This window comes from Psychroserpens damuponensis, assembly GCF_000826655.1.
Classification (GTDB): Bacteria; Bacteroidota; Bacteroidia; order Flavobacteriales; family Flavobacteriaceae; genus Psychroserpens; species Psychroserpens damuponensis.
In genome coordinates this window covers 27276-47386 of record NZ_JXJO01000002.1, presented here as the reverse complement: position 1 = coordinate 47386, position 20111 = coordinate 27276, and the positions used below count along the sequence as shown (strand labels likewise).

The window sequence follows — 20111 nt, the reverse complement described above, 5'->3', positions numbered from 1 at the left end:
ACATGAGAAAACTCATTGCATATTTTATTAAGTATCATGTAGCTGTTAATATTTTTATTATTGCTTTTGTAATTTTTGGTTACTTAGGAGTGTCTTCTATAAAATCATCATTTTTTCCATTAACAGAATCTAAAATAATTAATGTAACCGTTGCTTATCCAGGAGCTTCACCTCAAGAAATCGAAGAAGGTGTTGTGCTTAAAATAGAAGATAATTTAAAAGGTTTAAAAGGTATAGATAGAGTAACATCTGTTTCAAAAGAAAACAGTGGTACGATTACTGTTGAAATTGAAAAAGATGAAAATATCGACTTCATGCTGCTTGAAGTTAAAAACGCTGTAGATCGAGTGCCTTCTTTTCCTTCAGGAATGGAACCATTAATTGTAGCGAAACAAGAGGCAGTGCGAGAAACGATTTCTTTTGCTTTAAGTGGAGAAAATATACCCTTAGCAACATTAAAACAAATTGGTAGGCAGGTTGAAAACGATTTAAGAGCTATAGATGGCATTTCGCAAATAGCCATTTCAGGATATCCAGATGAAGAAATTGAAATTGCTGTAAATGAAACAAGTTTATTAGCTTATAACTTAACATTTTTAGAAGTCTCACAAGCCGTTAGTACAGCTAATATTTTAACTACTGGAGGTACTATAAAAACTGATGTAGAAGAGTATCTCATTCGTGCCAATAATCGTTCGTATTATGGAGATGAACTTTCAAATATTGTAGTAAGGGCTTCGGCAGATGGTAAAGTTGTTAGATTAAAAGATGTAGCTATCATTCGTGATCGTTTTTCAGAAACTCCAAATGCGACATTTTTTAATCAAAAATTATCAGTTAATATATCAATTACGAGTACAAACACTGAAGACTTAATTTCTTCCGCAGATAAAGTAAAAGATTACATAGAAACGTATAACCAAAAACATAATAATGTACAATTAGATGTGGTTAGGGATTTGTCTACAACCTTAAATCAACGTACAGATTTATTAACAGAAAATGCTATTGTTGGTATGCTGTTAGTGTTGTTATTTCTTTCTATTTTCTTAAATACACGCTTAGCATTTTGGGTGGCGTTTGGCTTGCCTATCTCGTTTTTGGGTATGTTTATTTTTGCGGCACAGTTTGATGTCACAATTAACGTATTGTCACTTTTTGGGATGATAATCGTTATTGGTATTTTGGTAGATGATGGTATTGTTATTGCCGAAAATATTTATCAGCATTACGAAAAAGGAAAATCGCCTATTGAAGCTGCGATTGATGGTACAATGGAGGTGATTCCACCAGTGGTTTCAGCAATTATAACGACACTTTTAGCCTTTTCATTATTCTTATTTTTAGATAGTAGAATTGGAGAATTTTTTAGTGAAGTAGCCGTCATCGTCATACTTACTTTGGTAGTGTCGTTGGTAGAGGCCTTAATAATTTTACCAGCGCATTTAGCACACTCTAAAGCTTTAAAGCCAAAAGTGGAAGAAGAAAATCCATCTAAAATGAAATTGTTTTTCTCTAAAATGAGAGTAGTTAATAAAGCAGGAGACAACTTTATGAACTTTTTAAGAGATAAACTATATACACCAACAATTACGTTTGTATTAAATTTTAAGTTACTTTCTTTAGGCATTTTTCTGGCTTTATTAATTTTAACTTTTGGAGCCATTGGAGGTGGAGTTATAGGAGTAACCATGTTTCCTTCTATTGCAAGTGATCGTGTGTCTATTGAATTAGATATGCCAAACGGAACAAATGAAAAAGTTACAGATTCAATTATTTCTATGATTGAAGAAAAATCATTTATAGTAAATCAAGAATTAACAGAGAAGTATTTAAAAGGTACAGATAAACAACTTTTTGAAAATACTATTTTAACCATAAACAGCAGCTCTAGTGCTAGTTTAAGAATTAATATGTTACCAGGAGAGGAACGGCCAGATGCTATTAAATCTTCAATGGTAGCAAATAGATTAAGAGAATTAGTGGGTCCAGTAATTGGTACAGAGCGTTTAATTTTTGGTTCTGGAGGTAATTTTGGAGGAAGCCCAGTTTCGGTATCGCTTTTAGGAAATAATATTGAAGAACTTAAAGCCGCAAAAATTGAATTAAAACAAGTGCTTTCAACAAACCCTTTACTAAAGGATATTGAAGATAACGATCCGGCAGGTATTAAAGAAATACGTATAGAATTAAAAGAAAGTGCTTACTTATTAGGTTTAAATTTGAGTACTGTAATGAGTCAGGTGCGTTCTGGTTTTTTTGGTACTCAAGCGCAACGTTTTCAAAGAGGTCAAGATGAAATTAGAGTTTGGGTACGTTATGATAGAACCAATAGAGCATCTATAAACGATTTAGATGAAATGCGTATTGTTACTCCAACAGGAGAACGTGTAACTTTAAAAGACATTGCAACATATACTATAGAAAGAGGAGATGTTGCTATAAACCATCTAGAAGGGCAACGTGAAATACAAGTATCTGCAGATTTAAAAGATCCTAGTACAAGTACAACAGATATTTTAGCCGATCTAAAAGACGTTACCATGGTGGAGTTAAAATCTAAATACCCAACCATTTCTGCCTCATTTGAAGGTCAAAATAGAGAAAAAGAGAAGTTAAATAGTTCTTTAGCCAAAGCAGGTATCCCTATTTTATTTTTAATTTACATCGTTATTGCATTCACATTTAGAAGTTATAGTCAGCCGTTATTATTAATGCTTTTAGTACCTTTTAGCTTAACAGCCGTTGCTTGGGGACATTGGCTTCTTGGGTTTTCAGTTAATATTTTATCACTTCTAGGAATCATTGCATTAATTGGGATTATGGTAAACGATGGTTTAGTTCTCATCGGGAAATTTAATACCAATTTACGCGAAGGTATGTCGTTTGACAATGCACTTTTAGACGCAGGGAAATCTCGTTTTAGAGCTATTTTCTTAACGTCATTAACCACAGTAGCTGGATTAGCACCTTTACTATTAGAAAAAAGTAGGCAAGCTCAATTTTTAAAACCTATGGCGATTTCAATTTCCTTTGGTATTGCGTATGCAACCGTATTAACACTTTTAGTTTTACCACTATTTTTATCTTTTAGTAATTCAATTAAGCAGAACGGAAAATGGTTGGCGACAGGAAAAGAAGTTTCAAAAGAAGAAGTAGAACGCGCTATTAAAGAACAAAAAGAAGAAAATGAACATTAAACGATATAGTGCTTACGCTTTATTTTTCTTCGGAATAATAACCAATGCACAACAAGTATTAACTACTAATGAAGCTGTAGAGCTTGCTTTAGAGCATAACTACGGAATTAAAATAGCAAACAATACAGTTAAAGTAGCAGAAAATAATACCGGAATTTTAAACTCTGGTTACTTACCTACGTTAACAGGTAGTTCTGGAGCAGCGTTAGACATTCAAGATTCTGAAGGTCAGCGTGTTGATGGCGATGTTATTACGGCTCGAGGTGTTGAGACTCGACGATATAGTGCAGCCGTGAATTTAAACTACACGCTTTTTGATGGTTTAGGTCGATTATATAATTATAAACGTTTAAAAGAAGAACACCAATTATCAGAATTAGAAGCTCGTGAAACCATCGAGACTACTATGCTACAATTATTCTCAATCTATTATACGGTTGCTCAACTTTCTGAAAATACCGATGCTTTAGAAGAAACGCTCATCATCTCAAAAGACAGGTTAATAAGAGCTGGCTATCAATTTGATTATGGTCAAAGCACTAAATTAGCTGTTTTAAACGCAGAAGTTGATATTAATAATGATAGTATTAACCTTATTAATGCTAAACAACAATTAAGAAATACAAAACGTGATTTAAATGTAGTTTTAGGAAATCAAATTGTTGACGATTATAATGTAGATACAGATTTAAGTTTTTTATTAGCCCTTAATAAAGAGGAGCTTTTAGAGAAAGCCAAAGCTAACAATGTGTCTTTGCTACAAACAGAACGAAATATAAATATTAGTCAACTAGATATTAAAACCAACAAGGCTCAATTTTTACCTACAATAGGATTAGAAGGCTCTTACGGTTGGAATGAATCTACTACAGATAATCCTTTAGCGTTTACCATTCAAAGTACAACTTCTGGATTATCTGCTGGTTTAAATTTATCTTGGAATATTTTTGATGGCGGTGGGACTTTGACACGTGTTAAAAATGCCAAGATTAATCTAGAGAACCAAAAGCTTCAAAAAGAGCAACTCAATATAGACATAGAGCGTAATTTCAATAATGCTTGGGATGATTATCAAAATAAATTAGTGATTTTTCAAGTTCAAGAAGCTAATATTAAGACATCACAAAATAATTTTGAGCGTACGCAAGAAAAGTTTAAGATAGGTCAAGTGACCTCTATAGAGTTTCGTCAAGCACAACTTAATTTACTTAACTCAGAATTAAGTCGAAATCAAGCAAAATATGATGCTAAGTTGGCCGAGTTAACTGTATTACAATTAAGTGGAGAACTACTTAATGTAGAGTTTTAATTTCCGAAGATACCTTTAAGAATATAGAGAAAATAATTACATTATGCATGAACATTTTTTTCAGTGTCCTTACTGTTGGGAGTCCATATCAATGCTTATTGATGTTTCTCAATCGCATCAAAAATACATAGAAGACTGTGAGATTTGTTGTAACCCAATTCAATTGGTGGTATCGGTTGAAAATCAGTCAATCACTAGTTTTGATGCTCAAAATATTGAACAGTAGGTGTTTTTGTAATTAACTCTAAATCAGGTTGTTGTGTTTATTTTAGGTAAATAGGTATGCAGTTCGTCGAAAAAAATTGTCTTATATCGGTTATTCTACTATATTCGTATTAGAAATGCCTCCCTCAGCGAAATCTATTCAAATGAAAACCGCTAGACTTACATTAATATTCTGTTTTGTTACTTTTTTGTCCTTTGGTAACGTTTCAACATTAGAAAAAGACGCTTTAAAAGCAATTTATAATTCTACAAATGGTGCTCAATGGAGTACAACTTGGGATTTAAATAAGCCAGTTCAAGAATGGCATGGAGTTACGGTAAAAGGTGATAAAGTTATTGGACTTAATTTAGAATATAATAATCTAAGTGGTACAATTCCTCAAGAAATTGGAGACTTAGTGCACTTAAGACATATCAATTTTTTTAGAAATAGAATTTCAGGAGGTATTCCAACAACAATTAAAAATTTGAAATCATTGGTAACGTTAAATGTAGCGTTTAATAAGCTCACCAATCCTTTACCAGAAGAGATTGGAGAATTAAATTCTTTAAGAAAGTTACAATTGTTTATGAATGGTATTCAAGGTGAAATTCCATCAACAATTGGTCAGTTAAAAAATTTAAACACATTAGAGTTATATAATAATGAATTAACTGGAGAGTTGCCAAAATCAATAGGTGAGTTATCTAAGTTAAAAGAAATTTTATTAAGTAGTAATCAAATGTCTGGTAAGTTACCAAAGACTATATCCAATGCAAAAGGGTTAAAAGTTATTAGTCTTTTTGAAAATAATTTTTTTGGTACGTTACCAAGCTCAATTTGTAGTTTAACAAACCTTGAGGAGTTAGTAATCTCTAATAATGCTTTCTACGGAAAATTGCCAAATCAAATGGCGAGTTTAAGTAACCTGAAAATTTTACTAATAGGTAACAATGATTTTAAAGGTGAGTTAGTAGATCTCCAAGCTAAACTACCAAATTTAAAGCAATTTGATTTCGTAGATGTCAATAACCAAAGTTCAATTGCGACCTTGGATACTGAGGAAGATGACGATTAATAACGTATAAATATAATTAGATAGTTAGTTTTAAATTAGTTTAGGCTCTCAGTATTTTATGTGCTGAGAGTTTTTTTTATGCCGAATACTGAAATTTAAAAACTTTATGATGTTTAATAGCTTCATTAATAGGTGAGTAAATATAAAGATTATAATCTGCTGAAATCTTTATGAAATATATTGGTAATATCTAAAAAAGCTTTTATATTTGCAGTCCTAAAATGATTGAGTCGGTATTATGAGCCGAAAGTTAAAAGCTAAGACAGTTATTTTTTGAATACATCGCGGGATAGAGCAGTAGGTAGCTCGTCGGGCTCATAACCCGAAGGTCACTGGTTCGAGTCCAGTTCCCGCTACTAGATTAAATTCTTTCAAAATCAACGGTTTAGTTCACTCTAAACCGTTTTTTTATGCAAAGCATTTATGAATTAGTTACCTTCGAGTCTCAAAATGAACACGATTTAGAACACGATTTGGCACACAAAAAACCTTTTTCGATACCAAAAATCTACGATGCCAATGGCGATCTTAGTAAACGATGGTATGTTTATTTCTCATATCTCAACCCAAAAACAGGAAAGCTAGAGCGAATGAAAAATATCTATGGTAAGACAAATAGATATAAAACAAAAGAGGCACGTTATTCTGTACTATCTATTTATAAGAAACGTTTATTGAAATTATTAAAAGATGGCTACAATCCATTTGATGATAATACAGAACATCATAAGCTTAGAACTGCTAAGCAAACAAATGTAGAAATAAAGGAGAATTTTACAAATAAGACACACAGCAACAACAACAACAACAACAACAACAACAACAAGAGTGTTGTTGAAAATAGAAGTAATACTGATATTATTAGTCTAAGGGAGGCTATTGACCTTGCAATTGCTTTAAAAACCAATATAGTTAGTAAAAGAACTATCGTTGATTATCAGAGCAGATGTAATATTTTAATTAAGTATTTAAAAGGGAACAGTATTGTTGTTGATAATGTTAGAATTTTAAAGAAAAAGACCATTATTGATTTTCTTAATTCAATACAAGTAAAAACATCTGCAAGAAATAGAAATAATTACCGAACTTGTTTGAGTAGTGTTTTTCAAACAATGGAAGATAACGAGTTAATCGAAAAGAACTTCATAAAGAATATTAATCATTTAAAAAGTAATCCTCAACGAAATAAAACATATTCTGTTCAACAGCAAGAAGAGATATTTCAACATCTTGAAACTGAAGACCCCATTCTACTTTTATACATTAAGTTTATATCTTATAATTTATTAAGACCAATTGAGGTATGTCGATTAAAAATTAAAAATATTGATTTTCTGAATAGAACATTACAGTTTCAAGCAAAAAATAAGTTGTTAAAGACTAAAATAATTCCTGAGATTTTATTTAAGAGTATACCAGATTTATCAATGAAAGAGGGTGATTTGTATCTATTTACACCATATGAAATTGGAGGTGTTTGGTCAACAGAACTCACGAACAGAAGAGATTATTTTAGTAAACGTTTTAAAACCGTAGTAAAAGACCATTTTGGTCTAGATAAAAATTATGGTCTATATAGTTTTAGGCATACCTTTATTACTAAAATGTATAGAGCGATGGTAAAAGAATCAAGCCCTTTTGCTGCTAAAAGTAATTTAATGCAAATAACAGGGCATACTACAATGACAGCATTAGAGAAATATTTAAGAGACATAGACGCGGAACTACCTGAGGATTATTCAAAATTGTTATAATATGGCATTTAACCAAGATATGCAAGATCTTATTTTAAGCATCCGAAGACCATTCATTGTCTATTTGCCAAGTAATTTAATTGAGTTGATGGATAAGCAGAGCATTGGGGAGTTTGAAAATTCTAATCTCATAGATCATCTTATTTTTTATGATGGTAAAGGTAAGCCTCATGATATTAACTTTGGTTTTGATAATTTAGAAATTATGAACCGAGAAAGAATTTTGAAGTCAAACTTATTTCAATTACTAGATTTAGAAAACACCTTAAGTGATAAAACTTTCAAGTTTTTATTAGACGAATATAAGGTGTCTCTAAATACCTGGTATAATTTCGCATTGTTGTGTAGAGACGATGCAAAGAATAAAGCTAAAAATTATTTTGATGGAATTCAGTTCTATTTAGATATTCAATTTAATGCTATTAATGACCATCGTAAAGAGATAATGGTGAAATTTGGTTCGGTAAATAAAGAGTTTAATATAAACGGACTTAAAAAGTTTTTAGAAAAGGAAAATAATTTTTTAGATTCAAATGTTCAGCATGTTTCAAAAGTTGATTTATCCCTAACAGAAAAACAAAATAAGAAACCACTTTTGCTATCGGATGTTGAGGCTGACAATTATTTACTCAAACATGTTTTTCATTTAAAAATTAAATAATTTACAAGTAAATTGAACTATTTATTGAATTTTAGCGTCAAAGGAACGTTTGTTTGACGATAATTGAATTGTTTTAGGTAATATGTTTTATGTATTATTCCATTGAATACGTACTTAAAAGAAGCCGAATTAAGAAATATTGTTCTAAGTGATATCGTTCAAATACTTGACGAATAAGAAATAGTAAGAATATAATTGTTGTAAATGAATCTAAAACTCAGCAAATAAATGTGCTTATGGAATTTCCAAAAATTCGCAAGGATAAAATGAGTTATACTGGTGTTGGAAATGCAGCTGCTGGAGCATTATTAGCTTCTAGTTTGAAATCGGTTTTGATTCCGAACTCTAAAAAACCAGCAACTAAAGCAGATGTTTTATCTTATTCTAGATAAAATAAATGGTCGTTAACATTTGGTTAAGAATGTGCCAAAAGAGATGTATGGTCGTTATTCATATTTTGATTTATTGGAGAACATTATGATTTTTCGATAGCTTATTCTGATTACATTTACATTATGCGTTTTTTTTCTAGACCATCATTTTTTAGTGAAATTCTTTTGTTCAAGAGCTTGATTTATTTGTTTTATTTTAGTGTTGAATTAGAGTAAAACTCATAGACTGCAAGTGTAAATTGAATTTTGAATCATTGAAAATAGATGTAAACTAAATTACCATATGATTAAAAAAGTTATGATAGTGATACGATATGAAATTTTGATGTTAAAAAAAACTAATTGAATTTTAATAGAATTCTGCCTTTAATTAATTATAAATTAATAAATTAGGATAGTATAATGTAGCACTCTTAATAGAGTGTTTTTTATTATAAACTTATCACTTTTAAGTTTCAGTATAAAAATTTAATATTAAACTACTTGACCGTAAAAAAAAAGATACAAGACGCAGATCTTTCAAACGCTGGAGATGACTTTCATGTTTTGTGGACCATGCAAAAGTCCTTCGAAATGCTAAACTTTGATGATAATGGGCTAAAAGCAATTTACATAGAAGATGTAGAAAGAAATTTTTCAATTAATTCTGATCCAACAGGAGAAAAGCTTCTAGGTATTGATTTATCCGAGTATTATGGTGGTAATGATTTTGAAAAGGCAAATAGAATAGTCATTTCGCAACTAAAATATAGCACTAGAAAAGCTAAAGATCCATATATATTTTCTGAATTATATAAAGGAAAAAAAAGTGATTCATACAACGGGTCTATTATTCATCGATTAGCTTCGGCTTATAAAACATTTATTGATAGTTATGATAAAAAGGAAGTTCAGAAAAAAATAATTATAAAGTTAGTATCAAATAGAAATATCAAACCTGTTCAATTAGAAGTCTTAAGTAATATTAAAACTTATCTAAAATCAAATAAAGGAAAAATTAGTTTTAATAAAGTTTTAGATCAGGATTTTATTAAGTATAAAAAATCGCTGATAAATCTTTGTTCTGCTTCAAAATTAAATTTAACGGAGTTTACAGACTTTTTAAGAATACTAGACTTTGATGATTGTGGTGCTAATTCCAGAAATGCGATTAAGCTAGATTTGGTTAAAGCTATTTCAGAAACTGCAGTAACCTATAAGACGCAGTACAATGCATTGTATTTAATGATTTGGAATAAATGCATGCCAGAATCTGATAACAGCAGAATTTTAACGGTTACAAATTTAATTGCAAGCCTTGGCTTTGATGGAGGCTCTGTGGAAAATCTTTTTCCTGTAAAGCAAAATTTCGTCGAACTAACAGAGCAGGTTAGAAGAGAACAACTAGACGAAATATTAAATATATTAAATAAAAAAAAGAGTCGAATTATATGTTTGCATGGTGGAGCAGGAATAGGTAAATCAACAATTGTTCAACAAATAAAACAGAATCTTCCAAAATTTTCTGAATGTATAATCTTTGATTGTTATGGTAAGGGTGCATACCAATATTCTTCAGATAGACGACATTTACCAAAATATGGTTTAGTGCAAATTGCAAACGATATCGCAAAGAATATTGGAACAAGTTTTCTTTTAAATAAAGGAGACTCTAATGAGGTTTATATAAGAGAATTAGAAAAAAGATTAAACAAAGGTGTAGAAATTTTAAAAAAGAGAAATCCGAATGCTACTTTAAATATCATTATAGATGCAGCTGATAATAGTGTTGTTGCAGCTAAAATTCATAATGAATTAAGTTTTACTCAATTATTAGTTAATTTTAATATTCCTGAAGGATGTAACATCATTTTTACAACAAGAACTTTTAGAAAAGGGACGTTAAACCTGCCTAATGATTGTACAAATATTCCATTAAGATCTTTTTCGCAAAACGAAACTGAAATTTTTGTTAAAAACCATTTTCCAGATGTAAAAATTAAGCAAGTAGAAGAATTTCATAAATATACAGATGGAGTTCCAAGAGCACAATTCTACGCTTTAGATTTAAAGTTAAATGGCATAAATGAACTTATCAATTATTTAAAGCCAAATGGAAAGAAAGTTGAAGATTTTATTTTAGATAAAATTAAAGAAGCGGAAAGTAGATTAGGAGATAGTGATAAACATCTAATAAGTGATTTTTTAAAATTATTAATCACTTTACCAAGGCCAGTACCTTTAGAATATCTAGCTGAAATAATGAAAGTTGAAAAATGTGTTCTGCATGATTTGAAATCTGAATTATGGACAGGACTTATATGTGACGATAATCAGTTTGAATTTAGAGATGAAGATTTTGAGAATTTTATTAGAAAGGAATACTTACTTGATGATAATGAATTGTCAAAAATAGCAGATGTTTTTTTAATAAAGTCTGAATTAGATTTTTATGCAGCTAAGAGTTTAGGTTTCATATTGTACAATGCTAATAGATATGATAATCTCAAAGAAATTGTATTAGAAAGAAAAAATTTGGACTCAATTCTAGATCCTGTAAGAAAAAAAGAAATATATATAGACAGAGTTAAGCAAGCAATAAAACTATCAAAAAGTGAAAATGATTTTGTTACCTTATTTAAGTTAATTTTTATTGCTGCTGAAGAAGCCAAAACAGACAAAGCTTTATTTGATCTATTAGTAAATCATCCCGAATTGATTTTGCAATATGGAGATGAATATTCATTACAGAAGTATAAATTAAATTCAGAAGAAACTACTTGGGGAGGTTCATTTCATTTAAAATTATCAGCAGCTTATTCTAGGAGTAATAAAGAGGTAGCTATACGACATTTAAATACTGCTAACGAGTGGCTTAATTGGAAGCATAGTAATAAGGAAATATTAGAAAATGATTTCAATAATGATTATAATATTTCAAGCATTGATATCTCATGTGAAACAGAAGCGGTTCTGAGGCTTTATGGTGTAGAAAGAAGTGTTAAATCGTTATTTCGATGGACACCAGAGTCTATTAGATTGTTTTCAGGCAATCATTTAATTAAAAGCCTTTTTCAGTTTTCTTCTGACGTAGAAATTTCAGATTGGTTAAAAAGCGCCGAAAAGTTAAGGTTAGATATACAAATATTCATAGTAACTAAATTATTTCAATACAAAAGAGCAATTCATTTTGATTTAAAAAAGTTAGTATTAAAAACATTGAGGTGTAAGAAAATAAAATTTGATATTAGATTCCATTCCGTTTTAGTTGACTTTTGTGAAATATTGCTTTTTAAAGGCAAGTATAGAGATGAAGTGTTACAGATTTTAACGTCTATAAATTACAATGTCCCTCAACGCATACCTTATTTTCGTAATCAGTTTGATGATGGTAAAGACGAAATATATATGGATCTTGCTTTAAGATCAAAAATTTTAAAAGCTTCTATTATAAATGAATCTATAAGTTTAAATCACATATACCCGAAGAAATTCAAGGATATCGATAAAATTGAAGATTATGAAAAAAGAAGACATCTAGAAAGTGACAAACAAGAGTTTGATAACTTTTATTCATTCAATCTATTTATATATCAGTTAAGGTCAAAAATATTTTTGAATGAAATAGAATTGGATGATTTGATTTCTGAGTTTCAAGATGTTTGTCAAAAAATAAATAGTAGTTACGACTTTGACTATAAGGCTGGTCACAGATCTCAAGACCAAAAATTATTTTTTGTGTCAAAATTATCAAAGCTAATAGGTTTATTACATAAAAAATCTTTGATAAATAATGTGTTAACTTCATTTAAGAAAATGCCTTACACAGGCATAAGGTTTACTATTTTAAACACAATACAATATACTAGAGAGTTTGACGATCTTAGTTTAAAGTTATTAAATGAAATAGACAAAAAATTAGATAAAATAAACGTTACCTCTCAAGAACTTGTTGATGATTATATAAAATGTACATTCATAAGTAGTAAAATAGATAAGGAAGTCGGGAAATACTTTTTTGAAAAATCAATCGAATCAGTACAGGAAATAGAATATAATGAAGCATTTTCCAAAATAAGGTGTTTATACAGCTTAACACAGTTAGGCATAAATAAAGCTAATCCTGAGTTAGCATATAAATATGCAAGGTTTGTTGAATATTGTGATGTTAGTTTAGATGGTTATGAAAAAAAGCATTTTCCTTATGAAAATGCACTTATGGGAATTGCTAATATTGATTTGCCTTCAATGTTTTCTACAATTTGTAGGTGGCATCATAGAAATATTGTTGATATTGGAAGTTATGCCTTTTCTGTATTAAATAAGTCATTTAAAAATGGGTTTTTGTGTCATAAAGAAACTACTTCGTTACTACCACTTTATCAGCTTAATCACTATTCAGAAAATCTTATAGATTTTTATGAGTCAATTTTAAATAAGTTTGATGAAAATCAAGATATACAAGGTAAAACAGATTTTGTGGCAGTCTTACTGAGAAGATATAAATCAGTACAAGACAAAAGTATTCTAAAGAAAATTTATGAAAAGGTGAAATCAGGTGCATTTATTCAACAAGTTGTATTGGATGATTTGTCAGATTACATAAATTTTCTTAATCAAATTGAAGAGACCGAAAAAAATACAATCACAAATCACTATCCAAAACAAGAATATAACCATGATATAGATATTGATAGTTTAGATGTTACCTCAACATTAGAATTGGAGGCGGTTATAGAGCAAATTACACTCCGAGATGAAAATTTCGGAAGATGGAAAGTAGATAGATTTCTTTCTGATATAATTATAAAGATAAATGTTAGTGAATATACAACCCATCTTGAGGCTTTGGTTAGGATAGATTCTAATGTATTAAGCTATTATTCCTTAAATGATGCTTTAAAGCAAAGACTTAAAGATTGGTCATATCATCCTTCGGTAAATAGATGGAAAGAAGAAAATTTTAAATATGTTTTATCCTCATGGTTTAATCATTTTAATGAACATAAAAGGTTTAGTGTTTGGAGTGTAAACAAACTTGCGGATTTGTTTGATTTAGATGAAAATCTATTGGCAGATACTATTCTTGAATTAATTCCAGAAAAGATTGATGAATTATCTGATGAATCTCTTTACGACATATTTGAATTAATAAAGTTGAAACTGTCTAAGGGTGAAAATGAACAGTTGCTTGTTTGGGCTTTAGAACGGTGGAGTGTTAAAGTGAAAGAAGATGTTTCAGATGGAGTTTGGTGTAAAAATCTTATTCCACCGCAGAATAAAGATGAAGTGCTAGCTAATTTATTGAGGTTTCTTTTAGGATATCCTAATAAGCTATATCGTTGGAGAGCTATTCATTCTTTAAAAAATTTGGTTGATAGTAATATTGATGTTTTAAAGCATTTATTGGAAAAACAGAATATTGATAATTGTTATCCTTTTCAAAATAAAAGTTATAGATTTTATTGGATTTCAGCTAAATTATACCTGTGGATCGCTATAGAAAAGATTAGTATTGATGACCCAAATTTAATTCTACGTTTTAAATCAATTTTAATTTCTGAACTTCAAAATTCTGACTTACCTCATGTTTTGATAAAATATTTCGTAAAAAAAACGTGCTTAAATATTTTAGAAGTAAATCAAGACAGTTTTGAAGAGCATGAAAAGCATGTAATCAATAATTGTTTAGTATCTAAATTTGAAAAAGCAGAGGGAGAAGAACTCTCAATAGGGCAAAGAAAATACAGTTCAAATAAGGATGGGAATTGGCGATTTGATTTTGATACTATGGACACACTACCTTATTGGTACAGTAGTTTGGGAGATTTATTCAACCTTACTAAATATGATGTAGCTGACCTTGCCGATAAGCATATAATAGAAAAATGGGGTTATACTGGTAACACTCATGAAGATGATTACCTTACTAATCAATTATATAATGATGATTGGCGACTTACAAATAGAGGACACGGAACCATTCCACAAATTGAAACACTCGAAACTTATTTTGAATATCATTCCATGTTCTGCGCTGCTAATGATCTATTAATTAATGAACCTCAAGCAATAGAAGATTACTATTGGGAATCATGGGATAAATGGTTGAAATCTAATGCAAACACATGGGATAAGTTTTGGGTTTCTGATTTAGTAGATTCTATTCCGTTGAAAGAAAAGTATTGGAAGATTGAATATTCAAAATTTGATAAAGATTGGAGAGATAATATTGAAGAAGAAAAGTTTGATAAAGAGGTAGGCATAAGCAACTTCAAAAATAACAGTTTTATAGTGCCTCATGGCTATTCTAAAAGATATATGGGAGATAATACTGAGATGATTTACATTAGATCGGCAATAGTGTCTCCTAAAACGTCAGAAGCATTATTAAGAGCTTTACAAGGTGCAGAAAATCACCATGATTATGCATTACCTGTTGATAGAGATGGCAATGAGAATGAGATAAATCAATTAGGATTTGAATTGACAAGTTTCATAAAATATAACGAAAATGAAACGCAAGGCAAAGGTCTTGATGAACATGATTATTTGTTTAAAGACATTGGTTATAGCTTTGCTTGCTTTTCCGAGAAAGTTTTAGACATGTTTCCTATAAGACTTACTGAAGATTTAAAAAATGCTTATCTCCATGATAAACTTATAATGAAAAATATAAATTGGCATGAAGTGACTGATGAAAGATACAGAAGCCTAACTTTGTTACAGAGCGAAGCATCACTATTAGAAGTTGACTTTAATTTTATTTTATCGGTTCTTAATCAATCCAAAAAAAATATGATTATTGAATGTCACATAGAAAAACAAATTAAAGAAAAAGATTATAGTTTTAAAGATAATAATAGAACTTGGGAGCATACAAAGTTATATTTAATAAAACCAGATGGAACAATCAAAACAGTCAGAAGATAAAATAATTGAGCTAGGTGAAACATTAATTGAAGAATTAAATCTAAATGATAGATTTAACACTTTAGCTCGTTGGATGGCTCAATACATATCGGAGTTAATATATAAAATAGAAAGTACGACCTCTAAAGTTGAGAAAAAGAAATTAAAAAAGGAATGCTGTAATTTAATAATTCAACTTTGGGATAAGCGAGAGAGAATCCCTATCGAAAAACCAACAGACAAATTGAAACCTATTATTTCAGTTTTAGAATTATTTAAAGAAGAAAAACACCCATTCATTCCTTTTCTTTTTGCCGAAAAACAGAGGGATATCAAGTCTAAAAATTGGGTTGATTTTTTAAAAGTCATAAAAGAGAGTTCAAAGAGAATTTATAATAAATCTTTGATGTCAATGATTCATGATAAAGTTCTTGAAAAAGATAATCAATGGGTTGAGAAACATGGGGAATTTCTAAGCAAAGAAGAGAAAACAATTGTTAGTTATTTAAATTATATCAATAGTTCGGAAATTAAAGTTAGAATTATAGATTCTTCTAAAAAAAAAGAAAGAGATAAATCTGATGCTCAAAAACTTGAAATATTATTTTCAGAATTAGAAAGTTGTATCAATGAGCAAAAAGAAGCATTATTAAGTTTAAAGGACGCACTAATTGATGATGAAAAACAATGATAAAGAGTAAAACATTATTTTTGTTGGCATTTATAGCCATTTGCAAATGGCTTCTATGCGTCACCCAAAACTACTCAACAAAACATCTGCCTCCAAGTAAAATCGACCAGTCTTATAATTCTTCTTCTTTTCAAAGTTGAGATTTATGACCTCACCAAACTTAGTGTTTTGCTCTAGTTGATGAATGAGCGTTATGATAGTATTATAATCACCTTCTAAAGTAAATTGATACGTGTTTATTTTTGAATCTCCTTGTTCGATTTGGTGCGGTTCAATAAAGTTACTAATCTTAATGTTTTTAGCATCTGCGTAAGAGTTAATCGTTTTTAGTAAACTGTTTTGAATGGAATTATCTTTCAGCTTGTAGATCGTGAGCAGTGAATCATAATATTTTTCTTTTTGCTTCAGTATAGCAAGTTGCATTGGCATATTATCAAATGCTGAGGTTTCCTGCGCTAATAAATTATAATCGTTTTTAGCTTCAATAGTGTTTGAAAAACTAAACTTATAGGCGATTATCAATAAAAGCACAAAAGAACAAATAAGATAGATATTTTTAGTTTTTTGTTTCATCTTGAATATAAATTTTAAACGAAAAAGATGATGATGAGTTTTTTGTATCATCAAAATTTAAAATTTCGATGTTTTGTATCCAATTTAGTTTTTCAAGCGATGATATCCATTCTGAAACTACTATTCGTTCTTGAGATGTACCAGAAACCATAATAGTGTTGGTATCATTATCAATGGGTTTGTCGGCTTTAATTTTTCTTAATAGTGGCTGATAATTCAATTGTGTTAATACAATCGATTCAGGGATATATTTGATAAGGGCATCTGCATAAAAAGAGCTTCGAGAAGAGTTAGTTTTCAAAACATCCTCAACTAATTTCTGTGATTTTTTAACCTTATTACTTAGATTTACTACATTACTTTTAGATGCTTCTAAAAGTTGTGCTGTTTCTCTTAACTCATTAGCTTTACCGTAGTAATTACTGAAGAGAAAAAAATTAATTAACAGCGCTGAAAATAAAACGCACAATCCAATTTTAGTAAATTGGGTAAAGAATCGTTTTTCTTTAAAATTAGCCAGCAGACCTTTATCTCTATTACGAAAAGCAGAAACAGTTTGTTTTGTATTTGTAACTAGACTCAATGCTGATGAAAAAGTTAATAGCTCTTTAGTAGTCAAATTTGTATCATTAAAAGCGTAAGACGAAGTAATTAAATCCTCAGTTGCTTCAATAGAAATAATTTGATTGCCTTCTTTTATCATCGTTGCGTTAGACGTCTGGATGCTTATTTCAGAAATAAGATGTGCGATAGAAGATATCATTAAGTTTCCAAGAGAAAAATCAACAATAGAAATATTATGTGATAGATACTCTTTCAAGAGTTCATCTAGATAATCCTTTCTACATATAGATACAAAATGAATTGTATCCTGTTTTAAAATCTCATAATAGAAATCATCAATTTTAATGTTTGGAAACGCTTGGTGTATAAGTTTTAAAATTTCAGCATCTACACTTTCAACTTTTTTGGTAATGGTAAATTCATTATTTACAACAAGACATACCGCTTTACCTTTTGGAATATGTTTAGAAACTTCATCAAGATTATGACACTCAAAACGATCTTCTACTTCAACCTGATTTTTGCTTTTTTTCAACCCAATACCACAATATATCGTACTGCCATTTGCTTGTGTTTGTTCAACACTATAATAGCTGTTCCCATAAGTTAAATATGATATGAGTTTATCTTTCATTAATAAATGACCGTAGGTTTAATAAATACAGTTAATTTAGATTTTCTTCCTTCTCTAACACGCTTACTAAATAACCATTTAATGATTGGTATTCTCGCCAGAAATGGAACTCCTGATCCAGAATTACTCTTATAATTCTCTTCCAAACCACCTAGAACTGCAATATCCTGATCCTTCATACGAACCACAGAAGAAAAGTTACGCGAATTAATATCTGGTGGAGCATCCTCTGCAATACGCTGACCAAAAGTGGACTGAATGACGTTGATATCAAGCAACACTTGTTTGTCACCAGTGACATAAGGTTTAATATCTAATCCCAATTTGGCATCAATAGGGAAGTAGTTACGTATTTCTGTTGTTTGCGGGTTATCTGAACCAATAATATCTCGTCTAACGATAGCATAGTAAGACGTTTGACCATTTGAAAAAGAGGCTTTGTGTCCATTAAGTGTTGCTAATTTGGGTGTTGATTTTATTTTCAAATTACCATTGGTTTCCATTGCTTTTATCGTTGCAAAAAAGTTAGGAACCACTCTGCCAAAATTAAAAACGGAGGTGCTACTAAACCCATTGATAATCTTATTAATGGTTTGCGCACCTAGAGTCAAATCTGTTGTTGGAAAAATGCCTCCTTGAGTAGTTGCAGGAGCATCTCCAATTCCCCAACTAACACCTGCTTCAAGGGTGTTTGTTGTTTGAGCCTCAACAATCATAACCTCAATAAGAATTACAGGAATCGTCTTATCAATCTTCTCTACAAAATCTTTAAAAAATTCGATTCTTGCACTTGTTCCAGAGACATAGATATTATTTAACTCAAAGTCAACCTTAAAATCTAAATTTTGTTTTATTTCTTCAGGTATAATTTCTAAAATACTACGATTTTCTTCATGTTGACGTTGAGTATTACCATTATAATTTTGTCCCCTGTTGTCATTATTGAGATTGTTAATGTTGGGATTATTGTATTTGTTTTGATTACCATAACCTTGATTTGCAACAGCATAATTATCTCTTACATTGTTATTATGTGTTATAGATTCTGGATCAGTCATAAGTGTAACAGACCTATGACGAAGTGTGATAATATCTACTTTTCTAACACTTAACTGATTTGTTGTTCCGAAGAAATAAATATTACCTTCTTTTTTAAAGGTATAGCTGTTGGTTGTGTTTGATTGCTCTGTAGTATTTCTATTACTTGATGAGGTCGTTGTGTTATTACTTGTAGTATTTGATGTGATTTTGACTTGAGGCTCAAACATTTTAACAAGTAAATTGTCAAAAGAGATGGAGTTAGTTTTTAGACTTACTATTCCTGCTTGATCTAATGGTGAAGCTAAAAATATATTGATTCCAAGGGAATCACCAACAGTTTTAACCACATCCGAAATTTTCACATTTACAAAGTTGACCTCTAATAATTGGTTATTTAGGTCTAGTACGTTAAATCCTAAATTTGGATTTAAACGCTGTCTTAAAGAACGATTGTTGCTATCAGCAGTGTTTTGAGATTGCAAATCAAAAACATAAAAATTGTCTTTTGTTTTAGTAAGTGACAAATTGTTAGCTAATGCTAATTTATCCATTGCAGAATCAAAATCTGTAGCTTTTATATAGGATGTAATGGATAAGTTTTCCATTCCTGGAGCATACATTAAATTTTTAGCACTTTTATCCATGATGTGCTTAAAAACTTCATAAAGATTATTAGTTTTAATATCTATAGCTATGGTTTCATTTGTTGGGTAATAGTCTATATCAATAGGATAGGTCTTGTCTTCTTGGATTGGTCTATAGCTTTTAATGGATAAAATCTCTCCAGTAAATTCTATAGTTAAGTTGTACTCTTTGCATAAAAATAGAAGTACGTTACTCACTGAGACATCAGCAAAGTTATTGGTTAAGTTAATTTGATTGAGTTCGGGAGATACATTTATACTCAGTTCATGCACATTTGAGATCGCTAATAAAAAATTTGATAAAGTAACCTCATTAAGTGAAATATTAGCATCTAAAATTTCTGTCAGCCCTTTTTTACTTGTGGATAAACCATCTAGTGTAGTTTCAATTATGATTAGGCGATCATCCATTTGCGCTTGAGCAAATGATACTATTAAAAATGTGATTATAATTAATACTACTGATTTCATATG

The 20111-nt window shown here is 29.9% G+C and carries 12 protein-coding genes and 1 tRNA gene; 10 read left to right on the top strand and 3 right to left on the bottom strand.

Translation table 11 applies throughout. The annotated features are described in order from the left end of the window. Positions 1 to 2 precede the first annotated feature (2 nt). The 10 genes from TD29_RS01150 (at position 3) to TD29_RS01110 (ending at position 16181) form a co-directional block, all read left to right on the top strand. Positions 3 to 3200 (top strand): efflux RND transporter permease subunit, encoded by a 3198-nt coding sequence (locus TD29_RS01150; protein WP_040278316.1) that lies wholly within the window; start codon positions 3 to 5, stop codon positions 3198 to 3200. Next, a complete protein-coding gene (locus tag TD29_RS01145) occupies positions 3190 to 4509 on the top strand; it encodes a TolC family protein (RefSeq protein ID WP_040278314.1) in 1320 nt (439 codons plus the stop codon). The genes TD29_RS01150 and TD29_RS01145 overlap by 11 nt, the downstream gene beginning before the upstream one ends. A 43-nt stretch (positions 4510 to 4552) precedes the next feature. Continuing rightward, entirely contained in the window at positions 4553 to 4735 is a 183-nt protein-coding gene (locus tag TD29_RS01140; RefSeq protein ID WP_040278313.1) for a CPXCG motif-containing cysteine-rich protein, read from the top strand. Between the two features lie 142 nt (positions 4736 to 4877). Continuing rightward, positions 4878 to 5792 carry a leucine-rich repeat domain-containing protein gene (locus tag TD29_RS01135; RefSeq protein WP_040278425.1) on the top strand — a complete coding sequence of 305 codons (915 nt, stop codon included), beginning with the start codon at positions 4878 to 4880 and terminating at the stop codon, positions 5790 to 5792. A 283-nt stretch (positions 5793 to 6075) separates the two neighbouring features. After that, positions 6076 to 6148 (top strand) — tRNA-Met (locus TD29_RS01130). A 54-nt stretch (positions 6149 to 6202) separates the two neighbouring features. Beyond that, on the top strand, positions 6203 to 7546 hold the full coding sequence (locus tag TD29_RS01125) for a tyrosine-type recombinase/integrase (protein ID WP_040278311.1): 1344 nt from the start codon (positions 6203 to 6205) through the stop codon (positions 7544 to 7546). A 1-nt stretch (position 7547) separates the two neighbouring features. Continuing rightward, entirely contained in the window at positions 7548 to 8207 is a 660-nt protein-coding gene (locus tag TD29_RS01120; protein WP_040278310.1) for a hypothetical protein, read from the top strand. Positions 8208 to 8443: 236 nt separating this feature from the next. Next, entirely contained in the window at positions 8444 to 8599 is a 156-nt protein-coding gene (locus TD29_RS18445) for a hypothetical protein (RefSeq protein WP_161792595.1), read from the top strand. Positions 8600 to 9082: 483 nt separating this feature from the next. Further along, the gene (locus tag TD29_RS01115; protein WP_040278309.1) at positions 9083 to 15511 is read left to right on the top strand and encodes an ATP-binding protein; all 6429 of its coding nucleotides are present in this window, start codon (positions 9083 to 9085) and stop codon (positions 15509 to 15511) included. Further along, positions 15483 to 16181, top strand: a complete 699-nt coding sequence (locus TD29_RS01110; protein WP_040278307.1) for a hypothetical protein — start codon at positions 15483 to 15485, stop codon at positions 16179 to 16181. The genes TD29_RS01115 and TD29_RS01110 overlap by 29 nt, the downstream gene beginning before the upstream one ends. Before the next feature lie 60 nt (positions 16182 to 16241). Here the strand turns inward: TD29_RS01110 and TD29_RS01105 are convergent, their stop codons facing one another. The 3 genes from TD29_RS01105 to TD29_RS01095 are packed head-to-tail and all read right to left on the bottom strand — an operon-like array spanning position 16242 to position 20108. After that, positions 16242 to 16754 (bottom strand): hypothetical protein, encoded by a 513-nt coding sequence (locus tag TD29_RS01105; RefSeq protein WP_040278305.1) that lies wholly within the window; start codon positions 16752 to 16754, stop codon positions 16242 to 16244. After that, the gene (locus TD29_RS01100) at positions 16738 to 17952 is read right to left on the bottom strand and encodes a PilN domain-containing protein (protein WP_040278304.1); all 1215 of its coding nucleotides are present in this window, start codon (positions 17950 to 17952) and stop codon (positions 16738 to 16740) included. The genes TD29_RS01105 and TD29_RS01100 overlap by 17 nt, the downstream gene beginning before the upstream one ends. Continuing rightward, positions 17952 to 20108 carry a type II secretion system protein GspD gene (locus tag TD29_RS01095; RefSeq protein ID WP_040278302.1) on the bottom strand — a complete coding sequence of 719 codons (2157 nt, stop codon included), beginning with the start codon at positions 20106 to 20108 and terminating at the stop codon, positions 17952 to 17954. The genes TD29_RS01100 and TD29_RS01095 overlap by 1 nt, the downstream gene beginning before the upstream one ends. Between the last annotated feature and the right edge of the window lie 3 nt (positions 20109 to 20111).